The 15,360-nt window shown below is 62.0% G+C and carries 18 protein-coding genes and 1 tRNA gene; 7 read left to right on the forward strand and 12 right to left on the reverse strand.

Annotated features, from left to right (window positions below):
• Positions 1–9 precede the first annotated feature (9 nt).
• From FJ973_RS17780 to FJ973_RS17790, 3 genes are all read left to right on the forward strand, one after another.
• Positions 10–1,140 carry a glycosyltransferase family 4 protein gene (locus FJ973_RS17780; RefSeq protein ID WP_140556984.1) on the forward strand — a complete coding sequence of 377 codons (1,131 nt, stop codon included), beginning with the start codon at positions 10–12 and terminating at the stop codon, positions 1,138–1,140.
• A gap of 93 nt (positions 1,141–1,233) precedes the next feature.
• Positions 1,234–2,769 carry an undecaprenyl-phosphate glucose phosphotransferase gene (locus FJ973_RS17785; RefSeq protein WP_140493986.1) on the forward strand — a complete coding sequence of 512 codons (1,536 nt, stop codon included), beginning with the start codon at positions 1,234–1,236 and terminating at the stop codon, positions 2,767–2,769.
• A complete protein-coding gene (locus tag FJ973_RS17790; protein ID WP_140556986.1) occupies positions 2,766–4,040 on the forward strand; it encodes an O-antigen ligase family protein in 1,275 nt (424 codons plus the stop codon). The genes FJ973_RS17785 and FJ973_RS17790 overlap by 4 nt, the downstream gene beginning before the upstream one ends.
• Positions 4,041–4,120: 80 nt before the next feature.
• On the opposite strand, the gene FJ973_RS17795 is transcribed toward FJ973_RS17790, so the two are convergent.
• The 3 genes from FJ973_RS17795 to FJ973_RS17805 all read right to left on the reverse strand — a co-directional run bounded on the left by FJ973_RS17795 (position 4,121) and on the right by FJ973_RS17805 (position 6,797).
• Entirely contained in the window at positions 4,121–4,630 is a 510-nt protein-coding gene (locus FJ973_RS17795; protein WP_140493990.1) for a DUF892 family protein, read from the reverse strand.
• A 117-nt stretch (positions 4,631–4,747) separates the two neighbouring features.
• A complete protein-coding gene (locus FJ973_RS17800) occupies positions 4,748–5,350 on the reverse strand; it encodes a DUF4142 domain-containing protein (RefSeq protein ID WP_140493992.1) in 603 nt (200 codons plus the stop codon).
• A gap of 49 nt (positions 5,351–5,399) precedes the next feature.
• Positions 5,400–6,797, reverse strand: coding sequence for a cytochrome B6 (locus FJ973_RS17805; RefSeq protein WP_140556988.1), 1,398 nt, complete (start codon positions 6,795–6,797; stop codon positions 5,400–5,402).
• A gap of 389 nt (positions 6,798–7,186) precedes the next feature.
• Between FJ973_RS17805 and FJ973_RS17810 the strand changes: the two genes are divergently transcribed.
• A tRNA-Pro gene (locus FJ973_RS17810) sits at positions 7,187–7,263 on the forward strand.
• 46 nt (positions 7,264–7,309) lie between these two features.
• Here FJ973_RS17810 and FJ973_RS17815 read toward each other — a convergent pair.
• Together FJ973_RS17815 and FJ973_RS17820 are read right to left on the reverse strand one after the other, a co-directional pair.
• Positions 7,310–7,771, reverse strand: coding sequence for a YbaK/EbsC family protein (locus FJ973_RS17815; protein WP_140521801.1), 462 nt, complete (start codon positions 7,769–7,771; stop codon positions 7,310–7,312).
• Positions 7,772–7,909: 138 nt separating this feature from the next.
• Positions 7,910–8,194 carry a helix-turn-helix transcriptional regulator gene (locus FJ973_RS17820; protein ID WP_140521799.1) on the reverse strand — a complete coding sequence of 95 codons (285 nt, stop codon included), beginning with the start codon at positions 8,192–8,194 and terminating at the stop codon, positions 7,910–7,912.
• Positions 8,195–8,479: 285 nt separating this feature from the next.
• On the opposite strand from FJ973_RS17820, the gene FJ973_RS17825 reads away from it, so the two are divergent.
• Both FJ973_RS17825 and FJ973_RS17830 read left to right on the forward strand, forming a co-directional pair.
• Positions 8,480–9,091, forward strand: a complete 612-nt coding sequence (locus FJ973_RS17825) for a hypothetical protein (RefSeq protein WP_140521797.1) — start codon at positions 8,480–8,482, stop codon at positions 9,089–9,091.
• A gap of 220 nt (positions 9,092–9,311) precedes the next feature.
• Positions 9,312–9,494 (forward strand): hypothetical protein, encoded by a 183-nt coding sequence (locus tag FJ973_RS17830; protein ID WP_140521795.1) that lies wholly within the window; start codon positions 9,312–9,314, stop codon positions 9,492–9,494.
• A 281-nt stretch (positions 9,495–9,775) separates the two neighbouring features.
• Here FJ973_RS17830 and FJ973_RS17835 read toward each other — a convergent pair whose 3' ends face one another.
• From FJ973_RS17835 to FJ973_RS17865, 7 genes are all read right to left on the reverse strand, one after another.
• Positions 9,776–10,078 (reverse strand): hypothetical protein, encoded by a 303-nt coding sequence (locus FJ973_RS17835; RefSeq protein ID WP_140515713.1) that lies wholly within the window; start codon positions 10,076–10,078, stop codon positions 9,776–9,778.
• A gap of 100 nt (positions 10,079–10,178) precedes the next feature.
• Positions 10,179–10,718 (reverse strand): MerR family transcriptional regulator, encoded by a 540-nt coding sequence (locus FJ973_RS17840; protein ID WP_140494005.1) that lies wholly within the window; start codon positions 10,716–10,718, stop codon positions 10,179–10,181.
• Positions 10,719–10,942: 224 nt separating this feature from the next.
• Positions 10,943–11,266, reverse strand: coding sequence for an integration host factor subunit alpha (locus FJ973_RS17845; protein WP_140494007.1), 324 nt, complete (start codon positions 11,264–11,266; stop codon positions 10,943–10,945).
• A 100-nt stretch (positions 11,267–11,366) separates the two neighbouring features.
• The gene (locus FJ973_RS17850; RefSeq protein ID WP_140494008.1) at positions 11,367–12,338 is read right to left on the reverse strand and encodes a beta-ketoacyl-ACP synthase III; all 972 of its coding nucleotides are present in this window, start codon (positions 12,336–12,338) and stop codon (positions 11,367–11,369) included.
• A gap of 9 nt (positions 12,339–12,347) precedes the next feature.
• A complete protein-coding gene (gene plsX, locus FJ973_RS17855) occupies positions 12,348–13,418 on the reverse strand; it encodes a phosphate acyltransferase PlsX (protein ID WP_140494009.1) in 1,071 nt (356 codons plus the stop codon).
• Positions 13,419–13,537: 119 nt separating this feature from the next.
• Positions 13,538–14,086 carry a DUF177 domain-containing protein gene (locus tag FJ973_RS17860; RefSeq protein ID WP_140556990.1) on the reverse strand — a complete coding sequence of 183 codons (549 nt, stop codon included), beginning with the start codon at positions 14,084–14,086 and terminating at the stop codon, positions 13,538–13,540.
• Positions 14,083–14,631, reverse strand: a complete 549-nt coding sequence (locus tag FJ973_RS17865; protein WP_140494013.1) for a ubiquinol-cytochrome C chaperone family protein — start codon at positions 14,629–14,631, stop codon at positions 14,083–14,085. The genes FJ973_RS17860 and FJ973_RS17865 overlap by 4 nt, the downstream gene beginning before the upstream one ends.
• Positions 14,632–14,745: 114 nt before the next feature.
• Between FJ973_RS17865 and FJ973_RS17870 the strand changes: the two genes are divergently transcribed.
• Entirely contained in the window at positions 14,746–15,261 is a 516-nt protein-coding gene (locus tag FJ973_RS17870; RefSeq protein ID WP_140494015.1) for an outer membrane protein assembly factor BamE, read from the forward strand.
• Positions 15,262–15,360 lie beyond the last annotated feature (99 nt).

Consider the following 15,360-nt stretch of genomic DNA (forward strand, 5'->3'; position numbering starts at 1 on the left):
CGAACACACGTGGCGGACAAACTCAGGATCGTCCATTGCTTTCGTTCACCTGTCGGCGGGATCTTTCGGCATGTGCGGGACCTCGCGGAAGCTCAGGTCGCCGCCGGCCATTCGGTCGGCATCGTGTGCGATTCGACCACAGGCGGGGAATACGAGGAGCGCCTGTTCGAGCGGATGAAGGCCATGCTGGCGCTCGGCATCCATCGCACGCCGATGCAGCGCCATGTCGGACTGGGCGATCTCGCCTCGGCCTGGCGCACCTACGGAATCATCAAGGAATTGCGGCCGGACGTGCTGCACGGGCACGGCGCCAAGGGTGGCGCCTATGCCCGTCTGTTCGGCTCACTGTTGCGGGTATCAAGGTCTCGCGTAGCCCGCCTTTATTCGCCGCATGGCGGTTCTCTCCACTATGACGAGAGCACGTTCACGGGAAAGCTGTTCTTCGCGCTCGAGCAATCCATGGCTCACTTCACCGACTGTCTGCTGTTCGTCTCGGACTATGAGCGACGCACCTATCGCAGGAAGGTCGGCGAGGCGCCCATTCCGAACGCGCTGGTCTACAATGGCCTGCGCGCGGCTGAGTTCGACCCCGTTCCGGAGAAGCCCGGAATGGTGGACCTGCTCTACATCGGCATGATGCGTGACCTCAAGGGACCCGACATCTTCATCGACGCGCTGGCCCTTGCCGGGACACGGCTCGGACGCCCGCTGGGCGCGGTCATGGTGGGCGACGGCGACAACCTGCCTCGGTACCGCGCGCAAGTGAGGCGGCTCGGGCTTGACGGCAATGTGCGTTTCCTGCCGCCGATGCCGGCCAGGGATGCCTTTGCGCTGGCCGCGCTGGTCGTCGTTCCTTCGCGCGCCGAAGCCTTGCCGTATGTCGTGCTCGAGACGCTGGCGGCGGGAAAACCGATGATCGCCACGGCCGTTGGCGGCATACCGGAGATCTTCGGCGCCGATTCCCCTGCCCTGATCAGACCTGATCCGTTGCAGCTTGCCGACAAGATCGCCGAAGCGCTGGCCGATCCCGCCGCCTATCGAAAACTGATGCCCGATCGCGCCGATCTGGAGGCACGCTTCGGAGCCGATGTCATGGCTGCCGAGATCGAGAAAGCGTATTTCGCGGCGCTGGCCAAATAAACCACCGGCCCAAGCCCTTCCAAAGCCACGCGTTGTTTCAAGGGTTTCTTAGCTCTCTTTTGCTATTGCCTGGGGGAAGCTTGCGGAAATCCCATGAACGAGATCGATCCCGTGCACCGCTTTTCGGCAGAGGCTGTGCGCAAACTCGACACCCCGACCGATGGCGGCATGCCGGGCGGCATGAATGATGTCGCCCGTCAGGTCGCCTCGCAATACCGGCGCGATACGATGTCGCCGATCATGGTCAGCGGCGTCCTGCGGATGGTCGAGTTCGCAGTGCTGTTCCTTTCCGGCCTCGGCGTCTATTTCTACTTTGTCGGCTTCTTCAACTATTTCGCCTGGCAATATCCGCTGACGATCGCCGCCGCGTCGTTCCTTGCAGTGGTGCTGCTCGACGTCACCGATTGCTACCAGATCGTCTCGCTCATGCGGCCGATCGCCAATTTTGGACGTTTGCTGCTGGTCTGGGCCGGCACGTTCGCCCTCATGGCGCTGACGGCATTCGTGATGAAGATATCTGAAAACTATTCACGATTGCTGTTCGGCACCTGGTTCGCCGTCGGTTTCATTCTCATCTTCGGCCTGCGGCTGGTGATGTCGAAGCTGATCCGGCGCTGGGCGCGCGACGGCCACATGGAGCGGCGCGCCGTCATCGTCGGCGGCGGCAAGGCAGCGGAGGTCCTGATCCGCTCGGTCGAGAGGCAGCCCTACAACGACATCCGCATTTGCGGCATTTTCGACGATCGCAGCGACAAACGCTCGCCGCCTATCGTCGCCGGCTATCCCAAGCTCGGCACAATCTCGGAGCTGATCGAATTCGCCCGCATCGCCCGCATCGACATGCTGATCGTGTCGCTGCCGCTGACCGCCGAATCGCGCGTGCTGCAATTGCTGAAGAAACTGTGGGTGCTGCCGGTCGACATCCGGCTGTCGGCGCATTCGAACGCGCTGCAGTTTCGTCCACGCGCCTATTCCTACATCGGCTCGGTGCCGATGCTCGACATCTTCGACAAGCCGATCAACGACTGGGATTCGGTGGCCAAGCGCGCCTTCGACATCGTTTTCAGCCTGATCGGCATCGTCGTGTTCTCACCGGTGATGCTGGCGACCGCTATCGCCATCAAGCTCGACAGCAAGGGACCGGTGCTGTTTCGCCAGAAGCGGCATGGTTTCAACAATGAGGTGATCGAAGTCTACAAATTCCGCTCGATGTATGCCGACCGGTCGGACCCGACCGCCAGACAGACGGTCACCAAGAACGACCCGCGCGTTACCCGCGTCGGCCGCTTCATCCGCAAGACCTCGATCGACGAGCTGCCGCAGTTCTTCAATTCGCTCTTGGGTTCGCTGTCGCTGGTCGGCCCGCGGCCGCACGCGATTGCCGCGCAGTCGCACAACCTGCTCTACAACGAAGTGGTCGACGGCTATTTCGCGCGCCACAAGGTCAAGCCCGGCGTTACCGGCTGGGCGCAGATCAATGGCTGGCGCGGCGAGATGGACACCAACGAGAAGATCCGCATGCGGACGGAATACGACCTCTATTATATCGAGAACTGGTCGATGCTGTTCGACCTGCGGATCCTGTTCCTGACGCCGATTCGGCTGCTCAACACGGAAAACGCCTATTGAGCGCGGTCACCCATGACCTGCCGCGCGCGGCGGTCAATGCGAAGCTGATCGCGCTGATTTCCTCGGGCGCGGTCGGGCTCGGCATCCTGCTTTCCGGCTTCGTCATCAGCGAGCCGGCTCCTTACGAGATCTACATGGCCGGCCTGATCGCCATCTGGGCGCTTTTCGGTTTGAGGATTTCGCACGCGGCCGCGCCGCTGCTGGTGCTTCTGGTGACGATGAATATCGGCGGCATGATCGCCATGACGCAGATGTCAGACCTCGCCAACACGCCGCTCTACCTTGCAGTGTCGCTGTTTCTCGCCTTCAGCGCGGTCTTCTTCGCATCGGTCACCGCCACGCAGCCGAGCCTCTACCGGCTGATCTTCATTGCCTATGTCGTATCCGCGGTGATGACTTCGCTGCTCGGCATAGCAGGGTATTTCCATGCCTTCCCGGGCGCGGAGATGTTCACCAAATACGACCGCGCCGCAGGCGCCTTCCAGGACCCGAACGTGTTCGGGCCGTTCCTGGTGCTGCCCGGCATCTATCTGCTTTATCTGCTGCTGACCGGGCCGGTCTCGCGCATGCCGCTGCTGGCGGTGCCGCTGCTCATCATCACATCAGGCATCTTCTTTTCCTTCTCGCGCGGCGCGTGGGGCATGTTTGCCGTCTCTGCCGTTCTGCTTACCGGCTGCCTGTTCCTGCAGAGCAACAGCGGCATGTTCCGGCTGCGCGTAGTGGTGATGACCATCGCGGCATTGTCGCTGCTGACGATCGCCATGATCGTCATCCTGCAGCTGCCCGGCGTGGCGGAGATGTTCTCCAACCGTGCCCATCTCGAACAGAGCTACGACACCGCCCGCCTCGGCCGCTTCGCCCGCTATGCGATCGGCTTCCAGATGGCGATGGAGCATCCGTTCGGCATCGGGCCTCTGGTGTTCGGCACCATCTTCGGCGAGGACACCCACGATATCTGGCTGAAGATGCTGATGGACTATGGCTGGCTCGGCTTCGTGTCGTTCCTGACGCTCGTCATCTGGACGATATGTGCCGGATTCCGCATCCTGCTGCGCGACCGGCCATGGCAGCCTTATCTCCTGTGCGCCTATGTCGCCTTCATCGGCAATGTCGGGCTCGGCACCTTCATCGATATCGACCATTGGCGCCACGTCTACCTGCTGCTCGGATTGGTCTGGGGCGCGATCGCGCTGGAACACCGTCATCAGCGGCAATTACGGCTGGCGATGCCGAAAGCTTCACGTGACCGCGGAGCGCTATCGGCTCGATAGTCGCCGCCGCCGACAGGCAGCGCGCGCTGCCGCTGTCGCACGATCATGGCCGGCGAAATTCGACGCGATGACAGGCCCGATTATCGTTTTGCGGCATCGCTGTCGGCCGCGGCGCGAGACAGGAACATCTGCGTCGTCTCGGCGAGATGGCTCTTGAGCCAATCCGCCATCGCCTCCTCTTCGCGCAGATTCTGCTCAGACACACGCGCCACCTCGGCCTCCCCTTCGGCGTTGGCCGCGGCGATGAGCATCGTGTAGGAGGCAATCTCCATATGCTCGAAAGTATAGCTGGCGAGCGAGCCCTTCATCACCTCGTCGCCGGCAAACACGCCGCTGATCGACTGGGCCATGGCGGTGAGCTTGCCGCCTGCGTCTTTCATCGCGGAGGATCCCTCTCCGATCCGGTCAAGACAGCTTTTGAGGCGCGAGGCCTGCTGCCGCGTCTCGTCGAGATGCTGACGGATGCGGTCGCCGAGTTCCGGATAGCTTTCGAGGCGTGACAGTTGCCCGGAGAGCATCGTCTCGGCCTGCTCCTCCATGGCGTGAGCGTCTCTCAGCCACTGTATCAACCAGTCGCGCGATTGTGTCATGAAGGTCTCCCTTGGGTTGCTCGCCCAAACCGCGAGTGGAGAGCATTGTTCCGCCCGGGCTATGGCAGGTTCGGCCAGAGGCGCTGCCAACGCGCGGATTGGCCGCCGACGCGACGGTCACTTCTTGCTCTGGCCCGAGGCATCGGCCAATGCCGGGTTCACCAGCTTGCTGCGGACGTCCCGCGCCATTCGCAGATGCTCCAGTACGGCCGGCAGGATATCCGAGGCGAAATGCTGGACATCCGGATCCTGGCCGGAGCCGATCTCCCATTCAAGGAGTTGCACAGTCTTCTGATGCTCGACGATCTGGCCGCTGATGTAAGCCAGATCGAATTCGACGCCTGTAAGCTTTTCCAGCCTGGTACGCATCTCCTCGTGCTCGGCATCCAGCCCAGGCGGAAGCGGCATCTTGGCCGCTTCGGCGAGCGACTTCAGCCTGTCGTTCGCCCTCTGGTGGTCGTCAACCATCCTGCGGGCAAAGTCTTTCACCGCGGCATTTTCGGATTTTCCGGCAAGCTCGCCGAAGCGGACCTCGGCCAGACCGCCAGCAGCGGTAAGCTGCGCGAACAGCCGGTCCTGATAGTTGGTTTGGTGAGGCATTGGCTTGCCGGGAGATTCCTTCATCGTGTCCGGCGCCATGCCAGCCGGATTGCCGAACTGGGCGAAGGCGGTGGCGGCAGGCAGAAGCGCAAGCCCCACGACAGTTGCGAGTAGACGCATGCGAACCTCCTCGGGAAGCGTATCGCGCCGGATATCACGGCGCGCTTTCTCAGAGCACGAGCAGATAGGCGACCAGCGCGTCCTTTTCCGATTGGTCGAGTTTGGTGCCCAGCACCAGATTGAAGAACTCGACCGTGTCGGCGAGCGTCATCAGGCGGCCGTCATGCAAATAGGGCGGCGTGTCCTTGATGCCGCGCAGCGTGAACGTCTTGATCGGACCGTCGGGAAGCTCGACCATGTCGTTGACGGTCTGTCCTGGCTTGTAGAAACGATCGAGCTTCAGATCGTGCATGTTGTTGTCCATGAAGGACGTCTGCGGATTGTGGCATTGGGAGCAGCGGCCCTTGCCCATGAACACCGCTTCCCCTTTCAATTCCTCTGCTGACGCCAGTGCCGGATCGAGGCGGCCAAACGGATCGAGCTTAGGCGCCGGCGGGAAATCGATGATGTTTTGCATCTGTGCCATCATCGCCACCTGGTTCGGGCGGTCAGGCAGGTTGACGCCCTTGCGGGTGGCACTGACATGATCGCCATTGAAATACGCGGTGCGCTGCTCGAATTCGGTGAAATCCTCCACGGACCGCAATGAGCGCTTCGATCCATGTATCTGCTGGTTGAAGAGGCCGCGCAGACTGGTGGTGTCGAGACGGAAGCGCGCCGCCTGCGGCCTGATGTCGGGTGTCTGATGGAAGGCGGCGTTAGTGTTGAAATTGGAATGGCAATCAAGGCAGGCGACACCCATGCTCTGGCCAGCGACCTTGCGGTCCTCGGTCTGATTGAACTCTTCCTGCGGGAATGGCGTCAGCAGAAGCCGCAAACCCTCCATCTGTACTGGGGTGATGATGCCGTTCATGATCTCGTAGTAATTGCGGATGGTAAGCAGTTCGCCGCGCGAGACATCGCCGAGTTCAGGGTGGGTGGTCAGGAAAATCGGTGGCGGGAATTCGGGCGTCAGGTGATCGGGAAGATCGAAATCGACGTCGAAGCGGCGCAGATCACGGCCTTCCTGGCGGCCGATCTCGCGGATTTCCTTCTCGGGAAACACTTGGCCTCCGGCAGCCTGCTTGACATGAGGTAGCGGCAGGAAGCCAGCCGGCAGAAGACCCTGGTCACGAATATCGCCGGGGCTCATCGAGCTTAGCCTGTCCCAGGTCGAGCCACCCGCCAGCTTGACCCTGACGCCACCCTGGACCGGCTTCTTGCCGTCGGTCATCATCACGCCCGGTATCGGACGGTCAGCCAGATCATAACGTTGCTCCAAAAGCTTCTTCTGACGCTCCATCACGCCAGGCTTCTGCGCCTCGTCATCGGCTTTCACCGCGGAAAAGGGCTGGCTCGGCAATGGCCGATAGGTGATGTCAGGAGGCAGCGGATCCGAGAACGCACTGATGCTGGCCGCCGCGACGATGATCGCGCACGGAAGGCCGATATGGAGTTTGCCGGTCATTTCGTCCCTCCTAAGTTCCCCGGACGGTTGCCAAACCGGACCGGGGGCGGTTTGTTCCAAGGCGGGAGTTGGCGAGAGGGAATTTGTTTCCGCCACCGGATTGAGCCATCGCCGGGCTCGTCATCTCTGAATGCAGGGCGACATCTTCGCCGCCTCGAACGGCGACGCCACGTTTGGAAAGCAATTCCCGGCCAAGAGGGCCCCGACAGGTGGAGGCATTTACTCTGAAGGAAGCCTTGCTCGTGGCATGGTCCATGGAGGGACCCGCGAACGCCCGTGGGACTTCCGGTCAGGTTTGACGCGATTTATCGGCGATGGTTGGTTCTGCTTCCGGAGGCGGTTTTAGCGCTTGCGCGCCAAGCCTCGAATATATATGGCTTTGCGCGGTCCGGAGTGTAGCGCAGCCCGGTAGCGCACTTGACTGGGGGTCAAGGGGTCGTCGGTTCGAATCCGGCCACTCCGACCATTTTAAACAAGGACTTACCCCCAAAGTCCGTCTCATCTATCGCCATCTACCCCTGGCACACATCGACCCATTCGGCGCCGGTGAGATCAGCCATGCGTTGCGGTGCGATGCGCACCGCCGCGTTGGTGGCGCCGGCGGCGGGCACCACCTCTTCGAAACCGCGCAGCGACACGTCGCAATAGACCGGCAGCGGCGCCGGCAGGCCGAACGGGCAGACACCGCCGACCGGATGGCTGGTTGCCTCGATAACCTCAGCGGCCTCCAGCATGCGCGGCTTGCTGCCGAACCGATCCTTGAACTTGCGATTGTCCAGCCTGGCGGTGCCGCTGGTCACGACCAGCATGGTGCGTTCGCCGACGCGAAGGCAGATCGTCTTTGCGATCTGTGCCGGCAACACGCCGTGCGCCTGCGCAGCCAATGCTACGGTTGCCGAACTCGCGTCAGTCACGATCACGTCGATGTCAGGCGCCTTGCTGGCAAAGAAGGCACGAACGGATTCCAAGCTCATCGAAACCCCGCGGATCGAAATGACGAAGCAGCAAGCTAGGCCGGCGCGTCCATAAACACGTGCCGAAGCCTTCAGTCACGGCAAACAGAAAACCCGCCAAGGTCCCCGGCGGGTTTTCGAACATGCATGGCACTGGCGCTACAGCGCGGGGCGGTCTTGCGCGGCCCGCGCCTGCACGGCCGTGCCGAGCAGCGCCTCCTGAGGAAGCCGAAGCGCCGACGCAATACGGCGCAGTTGCGACGGATCGGCCGTCCTGCCGTTCTCGATATCCTCGATTTCGTCGACCGACAGACCGGTTGTCAGGGAAAGCTCCTCGACACTGTATCCCTTGGTTTCCCGAATCGTTCTGAGGGCGCTATGGCCTTGCCCGGCTTCGCTGGCAACCAGTTCCGGGAGGGGTTCGCGCTTTGCACTGTATGGCATTGGCAACTCCGTTGGCTGAAAGAGTTTGATGAAAATGGTGTTGCCTGAGACGGCGAGAACATGCCCGCTTGCGGGTGATTTGCCAAGTCACAAACTGGCCGTCACAGCATCGTGAACCATGCCTGGCGGACGCCGCTCGCAACCGCTCTCGATCAAGTTCTTTTGAACACCTGATCACCTCGTCCCTCGATGATTTTTACGACCCCGTTCGTTGGTTCAATTGCGCCGGCGCGAAACCCAAGACGTTGCCGGCGCGGCTGTCATTTTCCTGAAAGGATCGATGCGATGAAATTGCGGACAATCATGATCGTGCTCGGCACGCTTTCCAGCCTTGGCCTTGCTGCAACCAGCGCGCCGGCGGCAGACACGGTGCGGGTGCGCGGCGTCGTGGCCAGTTCCGACCAATCCCAGCTGACGGTGAAAAACCGCCAGGGTGGCATGGATAAGATCAAGCTCGCTGCCGGATGGAAGATATCGGGCGTCGCGGGCGCGTCGGTAAAGGACATCAAGCTCGGCGATTTCCTCGGCATAGCATCCCTGTCGAAGGCCGATGGCGGCAGCGGCGCGCTCGAGGTCGTGGTGTTTCCCGCAGCCTTGAAAGGCACGGGCGAAGGCGACCGCGCCTGGGACCTCAAGCCCAACAGCCGCATGACCAACGGCACCGTCGCCGACGTGACCGACGTGAATGGCCGCGCGGTGACGCTGACCTATGACAACGGCCAGACAAAGAAGATCTCAATCCCCGACAAGACGCCGGTCGTCACCTTCGCGCCGGCCACGCCGGGCGATCTCAAGCCCGGCGCGCCCGTCGTGGTCACCGCGACGCGCGGCGCCGACGGCACGCTGAGTGCCAACCGCGTCGTGGTCGGCAACAATGGCGTGGTCCCGCCCATGTAAGCCGGTTGCGTCTGCGGCCCCGTATCGAAATTTCTCCCGCTCATCGGCGCTGTGGGCTCAGCCTGTCGGCGGAGCCCACAGCCTGCGCCGCCAGACACATTCCAGAAACAAAATTCTATATTCGGGAAATACTGACGAAAAAAATCGGGAGCGTAATCCCGCTCGCGGCGAACAGGCTGTTGGCCTGATTCAGATTGCCTGCGAAAAAAGGAAGATATCCATGAAGAAGTCCCTCCTCTCGGCCCTCGGGCTTGCAGTTGCACTTGCATTCACCATGCCAATCCTCGGCGCGACCAGCGCTGATGCCGCGCCGATGCACAAGCATCATCGTCATCATCGCAAGCACCATCGCAGCCACCACTACCATCATCACCACCACAAGGTTATGGGCAAGAAGGCCTGAGCTTAACCGACTGCCAATGAGAAGACCGGCTTTGGCTTCTTGTTCGAAGCCGGTCTTCTCCTGGTTTCCTCCGGATACGCGCCGTATCAGCGCGATCTCGCAGCGCTACAACGAGCGCCTGCTCTGACGAAAAAACCCCTGTTCGTGCTGCAGACCGACAAGCTGGGGCTATGGCCTTTTTTCGTGGCACCCACAGGTGCCGCTGTCCTAAACCGGGTGCACTTTCGGGCAACATGAATCGCCCGCGCACCGATCCAGCGGAACCGAGGAATAAATAAAGGTCAGCGCCGGCTGAACAGCAGACTGGCGACCAGACCAAGCACCACAAAGCCGATCGCCGCGGCCGTCGCCGGATGCTCGCGGGCGGATTTCTCGATCGCCCTGCCCCGCTCGCGGATCGCCGGCAACGCATCGTGCAGACGTTCCGCAAGGTCGGAATACGTGTCAAGCGCCGCGTCGCGACCGTCTTCGTAATAGGCGCCGCCCCGCCTGGACGCAGCCTTCTTCAGGGCCGCCAATTCCCTGGAGAGTGCAGCGACCCGCCTGTCGAGATCGACGTCCGAGAGGGTCGAGAATAATGCCATGATGCGTTTCCTTGTCTGCTCAAGCCTTGTCTTGCTCAAGAAAACGTAACGCATCACCCAAAGGCGGGTTCCCGTTCTTCAGGCGCCGGCCGGTTGCCCGTCAGCGCACTTGGTCGAGGAGGCGCTTGCATTCGAGGAGGTCGAACAACGCTTCCTGCAACAGCGCGCGATTGTCCCGCGACAGTTTCGAAGCGTCCGGCTGGACCGGGCCTTCCTCGTCGCTCTTGCCAAGACCGAAGAAACGGCGGCTGGGCTTGACCCTCGGCTGGCCAACCAGTTCGTCATCTCCGCCGCGCGGCTGCGCTGCCGCCGTCAACGGCACCTGGTCGGCCTGCTTTCGTTGCGAGATCGCCTCGACGGCGGCCATATCGCCATTGCCGATGGCAACCAGGAAATGGTTGCCGTTTTCGCGCAACAGCTTCTGCACGCCCTTGATGGTGTAGCCCTGGTCGTAGAGCATATGGCGAATGCCCTTGATCAGTTCGACATCCTGCGGCCGGTAGTAGCGGCGGCCGCCGCCGCGTTTCATCGGCTTGATCTGGTTGAAACGCGTTTCCCAGAAGCGCAGCACGTGCTGCGGCAGATCGAGGTCTTCGGCGACCTCGCTGATGGTGCGAAAGGCGTCAGGGCTCTTGTCCATGGGCGAAATCCTCACACTGGAGCATGATCCCGGGACATGGGAACCGGCGTTCGAACGAGATTCCCTCGACAGGAGGGGAGCTCATTCCGGCTGCGCGTAACGATCACGCGGAACACCAATCCGGCCATGTTGCCGAATCGGGTCTCATTTCAGCGGTTTGTGAGGCAATATTCAAGCCCGGCATCATCGCAAGGCCTGTTTTCAACCGTGCATTTGCAGCGAGCCTACTTGCCGCCCTTTGCCTTGCCGCTCTGGTGGGAGCGCAAGATGCGGTTCTTCAGCACGTTCGACGACTTGAAGGTCATCACCCGGCGCGGCAGGATCGGCACCTCTTCGCCGGTCTTGGGATTGCGCCCGATGCGCTCGTTCTTGGAGCGGACGTGGAACGTCGCGAAAGACGACAGTTTCACCGTCTCGCCACGGACGATCGCCTCGCAGATCTCGTCCAGCACCGCCTCGACGAGTTCGGCCGATTCAGTGCGCGACAAACCTACCTTGCGGTAAACGGCTTCGGCAAGGTCGGCGCGCGTAAGTGTCTTTCCCCCCATGCGACCGTCCCATCAGCTCAAACATAAAATCGACACAACAGCGGCAGAGCCTAAGTAATTGATCCGGCAAGGTCAAGGACCGAACCGGACCGTTCGGCACTTACCAGCGAAGCAGAACCGCGCCCCAGGTGAAGCCGCCGCCCATCGCTTCCAGAAGCACAAGGTCGCCCTTTTTGATGCGGCCATCGGCAACAGCCACGGAAAGCGCCAGCGGCACGGAAGCAGCCGAGGTGTTACCGTGCAGATTGACCGTCACCACCACCTTTTCCTCAGCTATCCCGAGCTTCCTGGCGGAAGCGTCAATGATCCGTTTATTGGCCTGATGCGGCACGAACCAGTCCAGGTCGTCGGCGGTGATGCCGGCCTGCGAAAACGTCGCCTCGATGACGTCGGTGATCATGCCCACCGCATGCTTGAAGACCTCGCGGCCTTCCATCCTGAGATAGCCGACCGTTCCTGTCGTCGAAGGCCCGCCGTCGACAAAGAGCTTGTCCTTGTGCGCGCCGTCGGAGCGCAGGCTCATCGCTAGCACACCGCGGTCGGCAATACTGCCGCCCCCTTCGCCGGCTTCAAGAACCAGGGCGCCGGCGCCATCGCCGAACAGTACGCAGGTCGAGCGATCGGTCCAGTCGAGGATGCGCGAGAAGGTCTCCGAGCCGATCACCAGCACGCGCTTGGCCAAGCCGCCGCGAATATAGAGGTCGGCCGTGGTTACCGCATAGACGAAGCCCGAGCATACCGCCTGCAGGTCGAAGGCAAAGCCGTGATGCATGCCGAGCCGGTTCTGGATTTCGACGGCCGTGGCCGGAAAAGTATTGTTGGGTGTCGAGGTCGCCAGCACGATCAGGTCGATGTCTCCGGGTGTCAGGCCGGCATCGGCGAGCGCTGCGCGCGCCGCCGCCTCACCCAGCGAAGCGGTGGTCTCGTCGTCGGCCGCGATATGGCGCTGGCGGATGCCGGTGCGCTGGGCGATCCACTCGTCCGAGGTTTCGACCATGCCTTCAAAGTCGGCATTCTTCATGATGCGGCGGGGCAGCGCGGCGCCCATGCCGCGCACGACTGATCTGATCAAAGTTCTTTCCTATTCCTTTGCGTCGCTGACGACGTCGGATTTCCTAGATGTCTGGGCATGCGGATTGCGCGCATGGAACAAGTCCAGGTCGGCCTCGATGCGGTCGAGCAGATTGTTGCGCACCATATCGTAGCCGAGTTCGATGGCGGCGGCGAAACCATCCGAATCGGCGCCGCCGTGGCTTTTCACCACAATGCCGTTCAGCCCCAGGAAAACGCCGCCATTGGAGCGGCCGACATCCATCTTTTCGCGCAGGCGATCGAACGCGCCCTTGGCGAAGATATAGCCGATCCTGGCCATCAGCGTACGGCTCATCGCCGCCCGCAGGTAGCCGCCAATCTGGCGCACCGTGCCTTCCGCCGTCTTCAGGGCGATGTTGCCGGCGAAGCCTTCGGTGACGACGACGTCGACCACGCCCTTGCCGATATCGTCGCCCTCGACGAAACCGTGATAGTTCATCGAGGCCATATTGGCTTCACGCAGCATGCGCCCAGCCTCCTTGACCTCTTCCTGGCCCTTGATCTCCTCGACGCCGACATTGAGCAGGCCGACACTGGGCCGCGAGACGCCGAAGACCGATCGGGCCATGCCGGTTCCAAGGATGGCAAAATCAATGAGCTGGTGCGCATCCGCGCCAATGGTGGCGCCGACGTCGAGGACCACGCTTTCGCCGCGCAGCGTCGGCCAAAGTGCCGCGATCGCCGGGCGGTCGATGGTGGCCATGGTGCGCAGGCAGAATTTCGACATCGCCATCAGCGCGCCGGTGTTGCCGGCCGAGACGCAGGCGTCCGCCGTACCCGACTTGACCGCCTCGACAGCCTTCCACATCGACGATTTCCAGCGGCCATGGCGCAGTGCCTGGCTCGGCTTGTCGTCCATCCTGACGGCCACCTCGCAGTGGAAGAATTCGCTCACACCGGCCAGCTTGGGAAATTTGGCCAGTTCGGGTCGTACGGCCTCCTCCCGCCCGTAGATGACGAAGCGGACGTCGGGACGGCGGGTCGCGACCGTCATGAGCGCCGGAATGACCACGGCTGGTCCGTGATCGCCGCCCATGGCATCGATGGAAATCCTGATCACGCGGTATTCATCTCACGGTTTTGCTTAGGCGGCGGATCGTTTTAGTGATCGCGAAGGTTCGGCGAAAATAGCGGTTTTGGACATTCGCACAACCGACTTTTCCGTCGCGGGTGAGGTTTTCAGGATTTTCCCAACAGCGACCGCAGTTTCTGCTGAAATTCATTCTCCACCGGGTCGGCCTCGCGGCCGGCATCAAGCGACGCACCCGGCTTGCGCGGATAAGGATCGATGGCCAGTCCGAAGAACTGCTCGGCGAGTGCCCCGACATCGATCGTGTCGCCTGAAAATGTTTCGGGACTGTCAGGTCCATCCGCGTCGAGCAGGATCTCGCCGCCGCCTTCGAATCCCTGTCGTCCAAGCTTGGAATCCTCGGGCAGGAACAGAGCCTCGAATGATTCGTCGATATGCGCCCCGACCGGATCGAGCGTGACGATACAGGCCTGGGTGATGTCGGCCTCGACCCGGCCGCTGACCTTCACGCCATTGCGTTTCCACGGCGTCACCAGGAATTCGGCACGGTAGGCTTCGACCGAGAGCAAGCTGTGCTCTTCGGCGAGTGTCGCGCGCTGGGTGGCGTCGGCCTCGATGACCACCGGCAAGCCCTTCTGCGGCAGGCGGGCGACGTTGGCAAAAAACGATACCGGACTTTGCGGATCGGCGTGCTTCATCGATCTGCCTCCTGGGCGAGCGGAAAGGTCACCGTGCCGGAGACGATCGCCCGGCACGGCTGCGTGGCCAGCCGGTTGCGGGCATCGGCGACATAGTCGGACAGTCGTGACGCTTCCGCCCAGGCCGCGGCGTCGGGCCGGACATTGCGTGCAAGGGCGGCGGTGAGCCCATCATGATCATTGCGCTCCAATGCGTCGTCATAGGCGGCGGTGCGGCCATAAAACATCTTCGCCAGCTTTTTCATGCGCTTGGGCACTCCGACATCGCCAATGCCGAGTTCCCGCAGCGAATGGTCGACGTCGAGGAAAAACTCGTCGATCAGCACCTGCGCGATCTCCTGCGCCACGCCGTCTTCCCCACGCAGCCGGTGCTGGACCAGGAACATGTGCAGCGACAGCATCTCGAAACGCCCAAGCGGCGTGTCCGGCACATTCCAGTGGGAATAAAATACGGTCTGCCGCGCGGCCGCCACGATTTGTGCGTAAAGCGCGTCGGTGATGGCGCGGTTGGCGTGGCGTTCGCGACCAAAAAGGCGCTGGAACATGGGGATGGTCTCCGGGGACCGTTTGTTGAATTGGCCTTGTTGCATCGGCAAGCAAGCTGGTTTACCGGTTTTGCGGCCCAGCGCAAGTTGCGGCGATATAATGGAGAATTGTTGTTGCGCGCGCTGAATTTCAAGTCGACCTTCTCTTCCAGGCCCGCTGGCGCGATCTCGCTGCTGGCCATCATTGCGGCGCTTTCGGCCTGCAACAGTTCCAAGATGATCGGTGATCTGAACCCCAGCGAAACGCTGACGCAGGGGTATGTCATCGATCAGCAGGCGATCGATTCGGTGCCGGTCGGCTCAAGCCGCGAGCAGGTGCTGCTCGCGCTCGGCACGCCCTCGACGACGGCGACCTTCGACAATGAAGCCTTTTACTACATCTCGCAGACTCGCAAGCGCTATGTCGCCTTCGACAAGCCCCGGCTGATCGATCAGCATGTGCTGGCGGTTTATTTCGGGGCCGATGGGCGGGTCACCCAGATCGCCAATTACGGCCTGAAGGACGGCAAGATCTTCGACTTCATCTCGCGCACCACGCCGACTGGCGGCAAGGACCAGAACTTCCTCAGCCAGATCATCAACGGCGCCAGCAAGCTGGCGCCCGGCATTCCCGGCGGCGGCACTCCCTGATCTCAGACCCGCCTTCCCCTTGGGGATGGCAGCACCATCTCAGGCGACCAAAAACCCGTGGGAGCGATCCCACGGGTTTTTGTTATCATGGGGCGGGAG

Origin of the sequence: Mesorhizobium sp. B2-1-3, assembly GCF_006442495.1 — a bacterium.
Taxonomy (GTDB): Bacteria; Pseudomonadota; Alphaproteobacteria; order Rhizobiales; family Rhizobiaceae; genus Mesorhizobium.